Origin of the sequence: Cytobacillus oceanisediminis (assembly GCF_003182355.1) — a bacterium.
In the GTDB taxonomy this organism is placed as follows: domain Bacteria; phylum Bacillota; class Bacilli; order Bacillales; family Cytobacillaceae; genus Cytobacillus; species Cytobacillus oceanisediminis_A.
Map to the genome: position 1 here is coordinate 88019 of NZ_QGTW01000004.1, position 13461 is coordinate 101479.

Genomic DNA, 13461 nt, shown 5'->3' on the forward strand with positions numbered 1-13461 from the left:
CGGTGAAATAATATGCGCGTAACGCAATCAATGCTTTCCAATAATATGCTCCGTAACCTTAGCAACAGCTACAGCCGGCTGGACAAGCTGCAGGACCAGATTTCAACACAGAAGAAATTCACCAAGCCATCCGATGATCCGGTTGCAGCCATGATGGGCATGAACTATCGTACGGACTTAAACCGGGTTCAGCAGTATACTCGCAATATCGGAGAAGTGAGAAACTGGGTTGACAGTACAGATGACGCTTTGGATAAAGGTGTGCTTGCACTGCAGAGGATCCGTGAGCTTACGGTCCAAGCCAGCAATGGCACGCTTGAAGGGGATCAGCGAAAAGCCATTGCTGAAGAGGTGAAGCAGCTTAAGGAACATCTCCAGAATATTGGCGATACTCAGGTTGGTGGAAAGTATATTTTTAACGGCAACCAGACAAATGTAAGGCCATCTGAGGCTAGTACTTATGCCAGCGGAAGTATTGAACTTGAAGTATTCTCCGGTATTAAAATTCAAGTGAATACAGAGGGCTCTGAGCTGTTTGGCGATATGCTTTCTGCTGATGGGGATATTCAAAAATTAATCACTGCTCTGGAAACGAATGATCCTGCAATTGGCGATATGCTCGAAAAGGTTGATAAAAATATCGATAACTTCTTGTCTGCACGGGCTCTCATTGGTGCCAAGCAAAATCGTGTCGACCTGATGGAGGACCGTCTTTCCCAGCAGGAAGTATTCTCGACCAGAATCCTTTCCGATAATGAAGACATTGATATGGAAAAAGCGATTATCGAACTTACCACCCAGGAAAGTGTCCACCGTGCCGCATTAAGTGTCGGAGCAAGAATTTTACAACCGACCCTGACTGACTTTTTAAGATAATAACGAAAAGCTATCCATATGTGATAGCTTTTTTTCATAAAAGAGGTGAGGTAATGAATATACCGCAAATACGGCTGGAATCGAATTTTATCCGCATGGGCTTAAACATTGAAAAACCAGTCCAGGAAATTCAGCAGCCGCCTGCCGTCCAATCTATCCAGCAGCCAAAGGCAATCCTCGAAATTGAAACGATACCCGGCAAGCTGACAATCGACCAGACAAAGGCACGTGAGGATGTCGATTTGAAAAGCATCGGCAGAAGAGTGGAGGAGTTCGCTCAAAACGGTTATCAGGACTGGCTGAAAGGACTTGAAAGAAGAGCAAGCCAGGGAACGGAGCTTATGAAAATAGAAAATGGCGGCAATCCGATTGCCTACCAGGCAAAGGAAAATAGTGAAGGACCTCCGAAGCAATTCAACATTGGCTGGATACCATCCCACAATAGTGTAAAAATCCAATATGAGCCTACAAAAGTGAACATCGAGGCTATACCGCAAAAGCCTAAAATTGACGTTGAAATTAGGAAGCCTGTGCACAACTACACACCAGGAAAAGTCAGCACAGAAATTCTCGAGAAAAACAGCCTTAATATTGATTTCATAAATCTAACAATCTAACAAAGTGGTGAAAAAATGAACATACAAACGAAGTTTCATGGTGAGCAAGAAGTAAATAGAGAAGATATTATACAGTTTCATTCCGGGATACCTGGATTTTTAGAGGAAAAGGAATTTTTCATCCTGCCGCTTGAAGGGACAGATCTTTATGTGCTGCAGTCAGTTAAAAAAACAGCGGTTGCTTTTATCATTACAGATCCTTTTGTGCTTTTTCCGCAGTATGAATTTGATTTGCCGGAAGAGGTACTAGAAAAATTAGAGATCGAATCGGAAAAAGACGTCGCCACCTTTACCATCTTAACGGTAAGAAAGCCCTTCCAGGAAATAACCGCCAACCTGCAGGCGCCGTTAATCATCAACCAAGCAAAAAAACTGGGAAAGCAAGTCATACTGAATAACACAGCCTACCAAACAAAGCATAAAATCCTAACTCCTCCAGAACAGGGGGAGAAATAATGCTCGTACTTACAAGGAAACTAAAAGAATCCATCATGATCGGCGACGACATAGAAATCTCCGTTCTCTTTATTGATGGAGACCAAGTAAAACTCGGCATCAACGCACCCAAAAACATCGATATACATAGAAAAGAAATCTACCTATCTATCCAACAAGAAAACAGCAACGCAACCCAAACTGAAGCAAATGCAATTGACAGTTTAAGCACCTTATTCAAAAAGAAATAAAAAATTTTTCCAAACTATTAAAAACCTGTCAAAATAAGTCGATATAACCATTGTAAAGCCCAACAGCAAAAAGGCGGCCGACTTTTCTGTTGTTGGGCAAAACAAACCACATGGACGTGGGACTTATACTCAAGGAGGAAACAAAACAATGAGAATTAATCATAATATTGCAGCACTTAACACTTATCGTCAGTTGAATAGTGCTTCAGGTGCTCAATCTAAGTCAATGGAGAAGTTATCTTCAGGTCTTCGTATCAACCGTGCTGGGGACGATGCTGCAGGTTTAGCGATTTCTGAAAAAATGCGTGGTCAAGTACGTGGATTAGAGCAAGCATCTCGTAACTCACAAGATGGAATTTCTATGATTCAGACTGCAGAAGGTGCTTTAAATGAAACTCACAGCATCCTTCAACGTATGCGTGAACTAGCGGTTCAAGCTGGAAACGACACAAATACAGCTACTGACCGTGGTGAAATCCAAAAAGAGGTTAACCAATTAACTTCTGAAATTAACAGAATTGGAAACACTACTGAATTTAACACTCAAAAGTTAATTGATGGTACAAAGACAACTGCGGCAGCAACTTCTGGTAGTGTAGATGGTACTGCAGCAGCAGCAGCTACTGTAACAACTGGTGGTACTTTGGCGCTTGAAATTGATGGTACTGCCGTTAACGTATCAGTTACTGACGGTGATGCTTATGCAACAGTTATCAGTGCAATTAACGCTGCTGCAAATACTGCTTTAGGTACAACAGGTGTAACATATGCATCTGATAATTCTGGTACGTTAAAAATTGAATCTGATACTACTGGTTCGACATCTAGCGTAGAGGTAGTTTCGGGTGCAGGCTCTATTCTAACAGACTTAAAACTATCTGTTGGTACGGGTACTGGTACAGACGCTACTTCTGGTGCAACTCTTCAAATCGGAGCTAATGAAAACCAAAGCTTAACAGTTGATTTTGCAGATATGCGTTCTCTTGCCCTAGGTCTAACTGGAACTGCTGGAGCTGCTGGATTTACTGCAACTAACACGGTAACAGACGGAACAAATAATACTACAGTAGAAGCTGCTTTAGATGTTTCTACAGCGACTAATGCAGCATCAGCAATTACAGTTATTAACGCAGCGATTGAATCAGTATCTGCTGAGCGTTCTAAGTTAGGTTCTAACCAAAACCGTTTAGAACACACAATTAACAATTTAGGTACATCAGCTGAAAACCTAACAGCTGCGGAATCTCGTATCCGTGACGTAGATTATGCTCTAGCTGCATAAGCAGTGACAAGCACAGTCGTCCTAGCTGGTAACGGCTAGTGATTATTATCGGGTGAATTGCTGGAAACCCCTTAGAGCTTTCTTCCCCACAACGGAGTTGGAAACAACAAACGTGAAGGGTTTAAAAAGAAGAAAGATTGGGCAATCAGCAGCCAAGCTCCTGTCTCGAAAGAGTGGAGAAGGTTCAACGACTAGGATAGACCATCTAAGGCGAAAGCTATGATGATGAAATCCATAGGTGAAACAATGGTCATCAGCATTGTGAATCCGAAGTGCCCGACCCCTACTAGAATGCTAGAGGGTGAAGATATAGTCTGGTCATTTATGAAAGTAAATGTTCGCACGATGGCGAAAGAAATGATGAACCAAACTAAGAACTCTATCCTATCTCAAGCTGCTCAAGCTATGTTAGCGCAAGCAAATCAGCAGCCACAAGGTGTTCTTCAGTTATTACGTTAATTATTTTAGGGACTTTGGGAAACCAGAGTCCTTTTTTTTAACAAGGAAAACAAGTTAAAGAAATTATTGACTATCTTCTTTCAAATCCCACGAAACTAAGTTTCTAACTTCTCTTAAACTTTCCATAATAATTCCGATATAAAGAGTATTAATCATTAGATGTTTAATTAGGGGGATTAACCATGCTTGAAAAAGTATCTTCCCATCAAATTTCTTTTACATCTAGGACAACAACTGACTCAAATTTGAAGGAAACAACAATAGAGAGTAATATTAATAATCTTGAGCAGCCAAAATTGAAGGTTCAAACACAAAAGGATAAAGAAAAATTAGAGGAGATAGTCACAGGCTTAAACGAATTCTTACAGCCATCCTATACATCTCTAAAATTCGAGCTTCATGATAAATTAAACGAATATTACGTAACCGTTATTGATGATAAAACACAGGAAGTGGTGAAGGAGATTCCTTCTAAGAAGCTTCTGGATTTATATGCTGCCATGACAGAGTTTGTAGGTCTGGTAGTTGATAAAAAAATATAGACGCAGGAAAGGCAGTGAACCATTATGCGCATTGGCGGACTTGCCAGCGGAATGGATATAGACTCGATGGTCAAGGAGTTAATGACGGCTGAGCGCATTCCGCTTGATAAACTCAGTCAGAAGAAACAATATATGGAGTGGCAGCGGGACGATTACCGTGATATGAATAAAATGCTTTTTGAACTTGATAACTTAATTTTTGACGGTATTGGAAAACAGGGCTCCTACATAAAAAAGACTATTAATATATCTGACCCCAATGCTGTCTCAATTAGAAACATTAATTCAACTTCAGAATTTAGTGGATCGCTTAAGGTAGATAAACTGGCTACTGCAGCTACCATGTTCAGCGGGGCAGAGGTCACCCTGGATCCCTCCAAAAAACTTAGCGAGCAAGGGATAACAGGAACACAGACTATTCAGATCCAAGCTATTAATAAAGAGGGTGCCATGGATACTAAGGGATATACCCTTGAGTTTGATCCTGCTCAAGAAACAATCAACAGTATTATTGAAAAAATAAACAAAAACTCAGGTGTAACAGCCTTCTTTGATACAGCAACAAAGAAGATTTCACTGACTGCAAAAAACACAGGGGGTATTGATGATCCGAATACCACTCTAAATGAATCAGAAATAATTCTAACTGGCGATTTTTTAAGTACACATCTAAATTTAGCCTCCAATAATAGAGTTGCAGCTGACAACATGGCTGGAACACACGGAACGAATGCTGAATTTACATATAACGGGTTAGCGACAACCCGCCCGTCTAATACTTTCCAAATAAATGGTGTTGAATTTACATTAAAAAATGAAACAACAACGCCAGTTACTTTTTCATCCTCACCTGATGTGGATGCCATTATGGAAACCATTGTTAAGTTTGTGGATAAATACAATGAAGTGATCGGCAAGATCAAAGGTGAACTGGATGAAAAAAGATATCGTGACTATCAGCCGCTAACGAAGGAACAGCGGGAAACAATGGAAGAGAAGGAAATCGAGCTTTGGGAAGAAAGAGCAAAAAGCGGCACGTTACGAGGAGACTCAATCCTATCGGGCAGCCTAAATAAAATGAGAATGGATTTATATGCGCCAGTTAACGGACTGCAGGGAATATCACAGCTTGCCCAAATAGGCATCAAAACCTCTAGCAATTATCTTGAAGGCGGAAAGTTAATTATTGACCCTGATAAGTTAAAGCAAACAATTTCGGAAAATCCAAATGGTGTGTATGAACTTTTTCAAAAGGATGGCACTACCACCGAAGATAAAGGGTTAGCTCGAAGATTGCGTGACTCAATTAAAACAACCATGGCCGATATTGAGAAAAAAGCAGGGAAAGCATCAAGTGTAAATAATACTTTTTCCCTCGGCAGGTTATTGAACAATCTTGATAGCCAAATCACCAGGTTTGAAGATCGCCTTCTTAAAGTTGAAGATCGCTATTGGCGCCAATTCACCGCCATGGAAAAAGCAATCCAGCGTTCCAACGAGCAATCCATGTTCCTCATGAACCAATTTGGCGGCGGTATGTAATAAAAAGGAGTGTTAAAAATGGCAGTAAGCAACCCATACCAATCCTATCAGCAAAACTCGGTGAATACGGCTTCGCCAGGTGAGCTGACACTTATGCTTTATAACGGCTGCCTGAAGTTTATCCATCAGGCGAAGAAAGCTATTGCAGATCAAAACATCGAAATGAAAAACACTAATATCCAAAAAGCGCAGAATATCATCCAGGAGCTGATGGTGACGCTGAATATGGAATTGGAGATTTCCCAAAACATGATGTCTCTGTATGATTACATAAACCGGAGATTAATAGAGGCGAATATAAAAAATGATGCTGCGATTCTCGATGAGGTGGAAAGTCTCGTTACTGAATTCCGCGACACCTGGAAGGAAGTCATTCAAGTAAACCGCCAAAAGCAGTTTACTCAAGGCGGCACAGTATAGTGAGTTCTGTGCAAAGTTTCTATGAAGCAACTCTTGAGCTGATATCCACTTTAGAAAATACAAAGCTCGACCGCGATGCAAAAATCAGCAAAGTTGAAGCGCAGCTGGAAAAACGCCAGCAGGCAATGGCTGACATGGCTCCTCCATATTCAGAGGCCGAAAAGGAACTGGGAGCCAAGCTGAACAAGCTCAATGAAAAGGCAACCGAGCTCATGCAGCGGGAAAAGCTTTTCATCCAAAAAGACATCAAAGATTTAACCGTTAAAAAAGAATCATCCAATAAATACATCAATCCCTATCAATCCATGGCGACGGACGGCATGTTTTATGATAAAAGAAAATAGGTGACATCATTGCTAACTCTGACCGAAGAGCAGTATATATTTCTGAAGGAATACAGCGACCTCTTATATACAATTGATGAGGCGTTTGATTATATTGTTAAAAGCTTTAGTGACTTAAGTAAAACAGAAGGCCATCGCCTTCTTGGTGATATTTTTCAGGCTTTGCCGCAGGTAGCGGCCGCCAATGAACAGCTCAGCCAGCTTTTCCGGGACAATCAGCAATTGCAGAATACAATAAAGGATATTAGCACAGTGGCCGATCAGGCAGAACTTCTTTTGGAATGTTTTGAGGATCTTCCAGTAAGGCAGGAAATCATCTCACAAAAGCTTTATCCAGCGTTTGCCCAGTGGCATGAATCCATTCAGCAAGAGCTCAATCCCTATATCCAATCCTGACCGCTTCCCACCGAAGCGGTTTTTACTTTCCTTCAATAATTTATTCGCGCCCTCGTCACCAATTCGTCATAACTTTTGCACATTTTTCACGGTTTCAGCAGGAGTTTTTAAGGGTAAAATAGAAATATAATTACATAGTCTTAATATACTGTTAAGACTAGGCTAACATTTTCAGACGCTCTTTGGATATGGCTGTTTATAACAGCCAAGGGGAATAGTGATTCTGGAAAGATGCCGCAATGTATAATGAGAAGGAGGAGTTCACGTATGAATTACAACATTCGTGGTGAGAACATTGAGGTAACTCCAGCAATTAGAGAGTACGTAGAGAAGAAAATTGCGAAGTTAGAAAGGTATTTTACTGAAACTCCTAATGCAAATGTACATGTAAACTTGAAAACGTACAATAATACCCGTTCTAAAGTGGAAGTAACGATTCCGATGCCGAATCTGGTTCTGCGTGCAGAGGAAGATCATGATGATATGTATGCAGCGATCGATTTGATTACTGATAAATTAGAGCGTCAAATCCGCAAGCACAAAACAAAAGTTAATCGCAAGTTCCGTGAAAAGGGCAATCTGACTGCTGTATTCGCAGCATTGGATGAAGCAGAAGGGTCTGTAGCGGTTGAGGAAGAGGAAAATGACCTTGAGGTTGTCCGCCAGAAGAGCTTTGACTTAAAGCCAATGGACAGCGAAGAGGCGATTCTCCAGATGAACATGCTGGGTCACAGCTTCTACGTGTTCACAAATGCAGAATCTAACTTAACAAACGTAGTGTACAAGCGTAAAGACGGCCGTTATGGCTTGATTGAAGCTCAATAATTTTAGAACAAAAGCCCCCTGCCTCTTTGCAGGGGGTTTTCATGTGCGGCAGATCGGGACTGACCACTTTGTATTTATTTCTACCAGTAAATCACTTCGGTCAGAATTTTACACCCTTTGATTTTTTTGAACGTTTCTTTTGCTTCTTTTTCTGTGTAAAATTCAAACATTTTAATGTTGTTTTTTGAATGAACCGTGATTATCCACACGAAATTCTTCCTCCCCTTAAAAATAATCATTTTAATTTTCTCCATAGTGTCTTCTGAAGGGTCTTCCAAATATATTTGATAACGTTTTCTTATGCTTCCTTTTTTAATGCTGGCTGTTCCTTTGCTTCCCAGCATTCCGTATTTTTGAGACCATCAATAGTGGAAACGGAAAAGACTGGATTTTTTCCTGCTTTTTTCTGCTTCCGATAATCATGTAAGGCTGCAAAAGCGATTTTCCCCAACAAGGCTATCGCCACCAGATTAATCACAGCCATGATGCCCATGGAGACATCAGCCAGGCTCCATACTGTGTCAAGCGAAGCCAGAGAACCAAACGCAACCATCCCGATTACGGCAAGACGGTATATGGTCAGCCAAACTCTGCCTGGTTTTATAAATTCAATGTTTGACTCACCATAGTAGTAATTGGCGACGATCGAACTGAATGCGAACAGCAAAATAAGAATGGCGATAAAAACAGCTGCCCATGGTCCAAATTCGGCATTTAAAGCGGATTGAGTCAGAACGATGCCGTTAGATTCGGCAGATGTATAGACACCCGATAATAAAATGATAAATGCTGTACAGCTGCAAATGACCAGTGTATCAACGAAAACGCCAAGTGACTGGATGAGGCCCTGTTTTACAGGATGGCTTACATCTGCAGTGGCTGCAGCATTCGGGGCACTTCCCATGCCGGCTTCGTTCGAAAAGAGGCCCCGTTTAATTCCCAGCATCATGGCCGCTCCTAGTCCGCCGCCAACCGCTTCATCTAATCCGAAAGCACTTTGGAAAATAAGGGAGAATACGTGAGGGAGCTCTCCGAAATTTTTGGTTATCACGTAAACTGCTAAAAGGATGTACATACCGGCCATGGGTGGTACCATCCATTCAGCTGCTTTGGCAATACGTTTAATGCCGCCGAAAATGATGAAGGCTGTAACGGCTGTAATCCCAAGACCTGTCCAATGCATATCAAAACCAAACGCATGATGAAACGCACTTGTAACCGTATTCGCTTGAACGGAGTTAAAAGCAAGTCCGAATGTGACGCTTATCATCATCGCGAATAGAACGCCCATCCAGCGGGCATTCAAAGCTTTTTCCATGTAATAAGCCGGACCGCCGCGGAATGTCCCTGTTTTTTTATCTTCTACCTTATAAATTTGGGCTAATGTCGATTCAACAAAAGCGGATGCAGACCCGATAAGGGCAATTAACCACATCCAAAAAACAGCGCCAGGCCCGCCGAGAGAAATCGCTATGGCAACACCTGCGAGATTGCCCGTGCCCACACGGGAAGCGGTGCTGATACAAAAAGCCTGGAAGGATGAGACACCTTTCTTGTTTACCGCCCCTTCACCCAATAGCCGCAGCATTTCACCGATCATGCGAAATTGGACAAACTTTGTCCGGACAGTAAAATAAAGCCCGAGACCAATTAGCATAATGATGAGCACATAACTCCAAAGAAAATGGCCAAAGTCTGCAGTCAGCCAGTTAATTACTTCCTTCATAAATATCATCCACCTGCTTCCTTTACTATTAATGAATCTGCCTAATGCCAAAGAGAATATTGCTTCATTGCTATGAGAAGGAGCAAACTGCCAGGAGCTCCCCAAGAGCTATAGAATTGGCTGCTGAATGATCCGTTTTAGAAAATGCTTAAATCCCATTTCTCAGCCATATGTCTCAATAACATGACACCCGCCAGACTATTTCCGTATTCATCGATAGCCGGACCGTAAATCCCAATTCCACATCCAGCCTGAAACGGTACTTCATGCCGACTCCTTGGAGGGACGAGTGCCATTATGCCTCCGGAAACGCCGCTCTTTGCAGGTATTCCGACGAATGCGGCAAATTTGCCTGAAGAATTGTACATTCCGCACGTAAGCATTAAACTTTTGGTTAATCGGGCCACTTCTTTAGGAATCAGTTGTTCTTTGCGGATTGGATGGCAGCCGTCATGGGCCAGAATTAACCCGATCATGGCGATGTCTTCTGTGTTGACCTCGATGGAACATTGCTTTAAGTAAACCTCTAAAGCTTCCTCGACTTCTAAGTCTAAAAAGCCCGTTTCTTTTAAATAATAGGCTAATGCCCGATTCCGATGAGCTGTTTTCCATTCGGATCGAAACACTTCTTCATTAATTGCCGGCCGTTTTCCCAGCATATTTTCCAGTAATTTCAATAAAAAATCTAATTTATACTGCGGCGATTCTCCGGGCAGAAGGGAGGATACTGTAATGGCTCCAGCATTAATCATGGGATTAAAAGGCTTTCCCGGTTTATGCATTTCTAAGCGGATAATCGAGTTGAAAGGGTCTCCAGTCGGTTCAACATCCACTCTTTCTAATACATAAGAAATACCGCGGCCAATGCAGGCAGCCATAAAACTGATTACTTTAGAGATGCTCTGTAACGTAAATAAGACATTCCAATCTCCTGATTTTATAACTCTTCCATCAGGTCTGATGATGCAAACGCCCAATTCCGAAGGATTTGTATTTGCCAGAGCTGGAATATAGTCTGCACATTTTCCTTCAGCAGCAAAAGAACGGCAATAAGCGACCCATTCATCGAGGCCATTCATCTTCTCACAGCCCGATGGCTGGTTTTCCTTATAAATCATTGTTTCGAACATAATCTTCACCCTCTCTTTCTATCATTTTGTTCCGGTGGAAAGGATGTGGAAGAACTATTTTTGACTTTTAAAAACTGCTATCCATTTTTGCAGGTTTATGAATGGCAGGAGCCGCTCCGGCTTTAAGTTAAGTATGGAAACCAGACTTTTTTTAGTGTTCTGATAATTTTTGATTTTTGAAAACGCTTCCACCTTTGTCCTGATATGATATATTCCAAACTACAGAATCAGACGAAAAGTGACAAAAAGTCTTTTTATTTTGTAAATTTAATAGATTGTATACAAAAAAATACATTGTATAGATGCCGAGGGGAAGGTATACTGATTTTCAACAAAAGGGGAAGTGGTCATTTTGAATAGCCGTTTTATTTTAAAAAATGAAATGTATATGCTGGTCCTCATGGTGATTATCGTGCCATTGGCAGGTGAATTGAATTTTTATCCTTTTAATCAAACATTTCGGATCAGCTTTGGAGCACCTGCTTTCTTTTTCTTTTTATTGCTGTTCCGAAAAATGCCAGCGATTCTGCCGGGTTTTTTGACTGCTGCCGCGGTCGTTGGATTTCGTATATTGATAGACTTGACTGTCCTGGATCATGTTGATTGGACCTCTGCCTTTCAAGCCCATATCGCCAGCTTTTTCTTTTATTTCACCTTTTCTTGTCTCGTTAATGCTGCAAAAATCAGCCGTTTTTCCAATCGGCCGCTGATCATCGGATTACTGGGCATTCCAATTGAAGTCTTGTCCGACTTGGCAGAGCTGACTGCGCAATATTTTATATTGGGAACAACCATAACGGCAGCAGCGCTAAATGGAATTATGGTCATCGCGATGTCGCACAGCTTTATTGTTATAAGCTTTTTCAATATGCTGAGTCTGTATGAGGCACAGTCGAGGGAAAGGCAAATCCGGAAACAGAATGAACAATTGCTGATGCTCATCTCCAATCTGTATGAGGAATCGGTCTATTTAAAAAAGACACTGAAAAATACTGAAAATATCACGAAAAAATCGTATGATCTATACAAAAGTCTAAACGGCTGGATCGATAAACAGGATTCTGTCCCGGTTGGGGAATATCGCCAAAAAGCTTTGGAAATCGCCGGTGAAGTTCATGAAGTGAAAAAAGATAACCAGCGTATTTTTTCTGGCCTTTCAAAACTCATTACGGATAAAAGCATTGCCGATTATATGGACGTGCATGAACTGGTGAATATCATCGTGCGGGCAAATGAGAAATATGCAGCTCTATTAGGAAAAGACATTAAATTCGTGAAAACAGTTAAACAGACGCATCCTCATTACCATGTTTTCACCGTCCTATCGATTATCAATAATGTCGTAGCAAACGCGGCAGAAGCGATCGAAAATAAGGGAACGGTCGAAATTAGCATCAACAGGCATGGCGATTCGGTTGAATTTAGGATTAGCGATAATGGCCCCGGGATATCGCCTAAGCACAAAGCTTTATTGTTCAGGCCGGGATTTACAACGAAATATGATCATGCCGGCAACCCATCAACGGGGATTGGGCTTTCCTATGTAAAAGAAATTGTCGAACAGCTTGAAGGGGGTATCACCTTCCATGAAGGGTCAGGAGGAAAAGGGCTGATTTTTATTATACGCTTACCGATTAATCAATTAGTTGATAAAGGGGGATTGTGATGCTTTTTTATATAACAGACGATGATGAAGCAGTTCGATCCATGCTCTCCCAAATCATTGAAGATGAGGATCTTGGCGAGGTTGCCGGGGAAGCTGAAGACGGCTCATTGCTGAATGGGCCGATGCTGCTATTGAAGAACATCGATATTTTATTAATTGATTTGTTAATGCCGGTTCAGGACGGAATCGAGACGATACGTCAAATAAAGCCGGCATTCAAGGGGAAAATGATCATGATTTCACAAGTCGAATCAAAAGAATTAATCGGTGAAGCCTATTCACATGGCATCGAATACTATATAACAAAACCGATCAACAGGATTGAGGTCATTACAGTCATCAGGAAGGTAATCGAACGTATTCGATTAGAAAGATCGATTCAAGATATTCAAAAATCACTGCATAACGTGCTATCTTTCGATCAAGTTAAGGAGCGGCATGACCTGCCGCATAACAGAAAAAAGATAAGAACTTCCGGTCAGTTTCTTTTATCCGAACTTGGAATAGCAGGTGAAAACGGGAGTAAAGATTTACTGGATATGCTCGATTATTTAGATCAATTTGAACAGGATCATATGCTTGAAAAAGGATTTCCACCCCTTAAAGAAATCTTTTTGAACATTGCTAAACAAAAACTTGGCGCATCACTGACAGAGAAGGAATTAAAAAAAGAGATCAAAGCATCTGAACAACGGGTGCGCAGAGCGATTTACCAATCCTTGAATCATTTGGCTTCTCTTGGTCTAACCGATTTTTCAAACCTGAAGTTTGAAAGTTACGCATCCAAATTCTTTGATTTTACATGTGTCAGGCAAAAGATGGAAGATTTAAAGCATCATTCAAAACCGTCATCCTCCCCATCCCGAATCAATACGAAAAAATTCATTCAAGTTCTTTATTTTGAAGCAAAACATTTATATTCGGAGCCGCATTAAGGACGCTTTTAGAAA

16 protein-coding genes are annotated in these 13461 nt (G+C 41.3%); 14 read left to right on the forward strand and 2 right to left on the reverse strand.

Annotated elements, in window-relative coordinates; genetic code table 11:
- Positions 1 to 12: 12 nt before the first annotated feature.
- The 12 genes from flgL to hpf all read left to right on the forward strand — a co-directional run bounded on the left by flgL (position 13) and on the right by hpf (position 7989).
- Entirely contained in the window at positions 13 to 876 is an 864-nt protein-coding gene (gene flgL / locus DFO73_RS09300; RefSeq protein ID WP_110064515.1) for a flagellar hook-associated protein FlgL, read from the forward strand.
- 53 nt (positions 877 to 929) lie between these two features.
- Entirely contained in the window at positions 930 to 1493 is a 564-nt protein-coding gene (locus tag DFO73_RS09305; RefSeq protein ID WP_110064516.1) for a DUF6470 family protein, read from the forward strand.
- Between the two features lie 15 nt (positions 1494 to 1508).
- On the forward strand, positions 1509 to 1949 hold the full coding sequence (gene fliW / locus DFO73_RS09310) for a flagellar assembly protein FliW (protein ID WP_110064517.1): 441 nt from the start codon (positions 1509 to 1511) through the stop codon (positions 1947 to 1949).
- A complete protein-coding gene (gene csrA / locus DFO73_RS09315; RefSeq protein ID WP_110064518.1) occupies positions 1949 to 2179 on the forward strand; it encodes a carbon storage regulator CsrA in 231 nt (76 codons plus the stop codon). The genes fliW and csrA overlap by 1 nt, the downstream gene beginning before the upstream one ends.
- Before the next feature lie 148 nt (positions 2180 to 2327).
- On the forward strand, positions 2328 to 3461 hold the full coding sequence (locus tag DFO73_RS09320) for a flagellin N-terminal helical domain-containing protein (protein ID WP_110064519.1): 1134 nt from the start codon (positions 2328 to 2330) through the stop codon (positions 3459 to 3461).
- Between the two features lie 219 nt (positions 3462 to 3680).
- The gene (locus DFO73_RS29800; RefSeq protein WP_375137315.1) at positions 3681 to 3920 is read left to right on the forward strand and encodes a flagellin; all 240 of its coding nucleotides are present in this window, start codon (positions 3681 to 3683) and stop codon (positions 3918 to 3920) included.
- 182 nt (positions 3921 to 4102) lie between these two features.
- Positions 4103 to 4462: a flagellar protein FlaG gene (flaG, locus tag DFO73_RS09330; protein ID WP_110064520.1), complete on the forward strand. Its 360-nt coding sequence runs from the start codon at positions 4103 to 4105 to the stop codon at positions 4460 to 4462.
- 24 nt (positions 4463 to 4486) lie between these two features.
- Complete coding sequence (locus DFO73_RS09335; protein ID WP_110064521.1) at positions 4487 to 6004, forward strand: flagellar hook-associated protein 2; 1518 nt, start codon at positions 4487 to 4489, stop codon at positions 6002 to 6004.
- Positions 6005 to 6022: 18 nt separating this feature from the next.
- Complete coding sequence (gene fliS, locus DFO73_RS09340) at positions 6023 to 6424, forward strand: flagellar export chaperone FliS (protein ID WP_110064522.1); 402 nt, start codon at positions 6023 to 6025, stop codon at positions 6422 to 6424.
- A complete protein-coding gene (locus tag DFO73_RS09345; RefSeq protein ID WP_110064523.1) occupies positions 6424 to 6768 on the forward strand; it encodes a flagellar protein FliT in 345 nt (114 codons plus the stop codon). Before fliS ends, DFO73_RS09345 begins: the two co-directional genes overlap by 1 nt.
- Entirely contained in the window at positions 6769 to 7164 is a 396-nt protein-coding gene (locus tag DFO73_RS09350; RefSeq protein WP_258309360.1) for a hypothetical protein, read from the forward strand. It abuts the gene before it with no gap.
- Positions 7165 to 7431: 267 nt separating this feature from the next.
- On the forward strand, positions 7432 to 7989 hold the full coding sequence (gene hpf, locus DFO73_RS09355; RefSeq protein WP_110064525.1) for a ribosome hibernation-promoting factor, HPF/YfiA family: 558 nt from the start codon (positions 7432 to 7434) through the stop codon (positions 7987 to 7989).
- Positions 7990 to 8287: 298 nt separating this feature from the next.
- Here the strand turns inward: hpf and DFO73_RS09365 are convergent, their stop codons facing one another.
- Positions 8288 to 9724: an alanine/glycine:cation symporter family protein gene (locus DFO73_RS09365; RefSeq protein WP_110064527.1), complete on the reverse strand. Its 1437-nt coding sequence runs from the start codon at positions 9722 to 9724 to the stop codon at positions 8288 to 8290.
- Between the two features lie 128 nt (positions 9725 to 9852).
- On the reverse strand, positions 9853 to 10833 hold the full coding sequence (locus tag DFO73_RS09370; protein ID WP_110064801.1) for a glutaminase: 981 nt from the start codon (positions 10831 to 10833) through the stop codon (positions 9853 to 9855).
- Positions 10834 to 11188: 355 nt separating this feature from the next.
- On the opposite strand from DFO73_RS09370, the gene DFO73_RS09375 reads away from it, so the two are divergent.
- Together DFO73_RS09375 and DFO73_RS09380 are read left to right on the forward strand one after the other, a co-directional pair.
- The gene (locus DFO73_RS09375; protein ID WP_142669519.1) at positions 11189 to 12511 is read left to right on the forward strand and encodes an ATP-binding protein; all 1323 of its coding nucleotides are present in this window, start codon (positions 11189 to 11191) and stop codon (positions 12509 to 12511) included.
- Complete coding sequence (locus DFO73_RS09380; RefSeq protein ID WP_110064528.1) at positions 12511 to 13446, forward strand: response regulator; 936 nt, start codon at positions 12511 to 12513, stop codon at positions 13444 to 13446. Before DFO73_RS09375 ends, DFO73_RS09380 begins: the two co-directional genes overlap by 1 nt.
- The last annotated feature ends 15 nt before the right edge of the window (positions 13447 to 13461 follow it).

What these genes read in the sequence shown, in the direction of transcription:
- DFO73_RS09370 (WP_110064801.1), bottom strand. Translation starts at nt 10,833, where the DNA reads ATGATTTATAAGGAAAACCAGCCATCGGGCTGTGAGAAGATGAATGGC.
- flaG (WP_110064520.1), top strand. Translation starts at nt 4,103, where the DNA reads ATGCTTGAAAAAGTATCTTCCCATCAAATTTCTTTTACATCTAGGACA.
- fliW (WP_110064517.1), top strand. Translation starts at nt 1,509, where the DNA reads ATGAACATACAAACGAAGTTTCATGGTGAGCAAGAAGTAAATAGAGAA.
- DFO73_RS09380 (WP_110064528.1), top strand. Translation starts at nt 12,511, where the DNA reads ATGCTTTTTTATATAACAGACGATGATGAAGCAGTTCGATCCATGCTC.
- DFO73_RS09335 (WP_110064521.1), top strand. Translation starts at nt 4,487, where the DNA reads ATGCGCATTGGCGGACTTGCCAGCGGAATGGATATAGACTCGATGGTC.
- hpf (WP_110064525.1), top strand. Translation starts at nt 7,432, where the DNA reads ATGAATTACAACATTCGTGGTGAGAACATTGAGGTAACTCCAGCAATT.
- DFO73_RS29800 (WP_375137315.1), top strand. Translation starts at nt 3,681, where the DNA reads ATGATGATGAAATCCATAGGTGAAACAATGGTCATCAGCATTGTGAAT.
- flgL (WP_110064515.1), top strand. Translation starts at nt 13, where the DNA reads ATGCGCGTAACGCAATCAATGCTTTCCAATAATATGCTCCGTAACCTT.
- DFO73_RS09365 (WP_110064527.1), bottom strand. Translation starts at nt 9,724, where the DNA reads ATGATATTTATGAAGGAAGTAATTAACTGGCTGACTGCAGACTTTGGC.
- csrA (WP_110064518.1), top strand. Translation starts at nt 1,949, where the DNA reads ATGCTCGTACTTACAAGGAAACTAAAAGAATCCATCATGATCGGCGAC.
- fliS (WP_110064522.1), top strand. Translation starts at nt 6,023, where the DNA reads ATGGCAGTAAGCAACCCATACCAATCCTATCAGCAAAACTCGGTGAAT.
- DFO73_RS09305 (WP_110064516.1), top strand. Translation starts at nt 930, where the DNA reads ATGAATATACCGCAAATACGGCTGGAATCGAATTTTATCCGCATGGGC.
- DFO73_RS09320 (WP_110064519.1), top strand. Translation starts at nt 2,328, where the DNA reads ATGAGAATTAATCATAATATTGCAGCACTTAACACTTATCGTCAGTTG.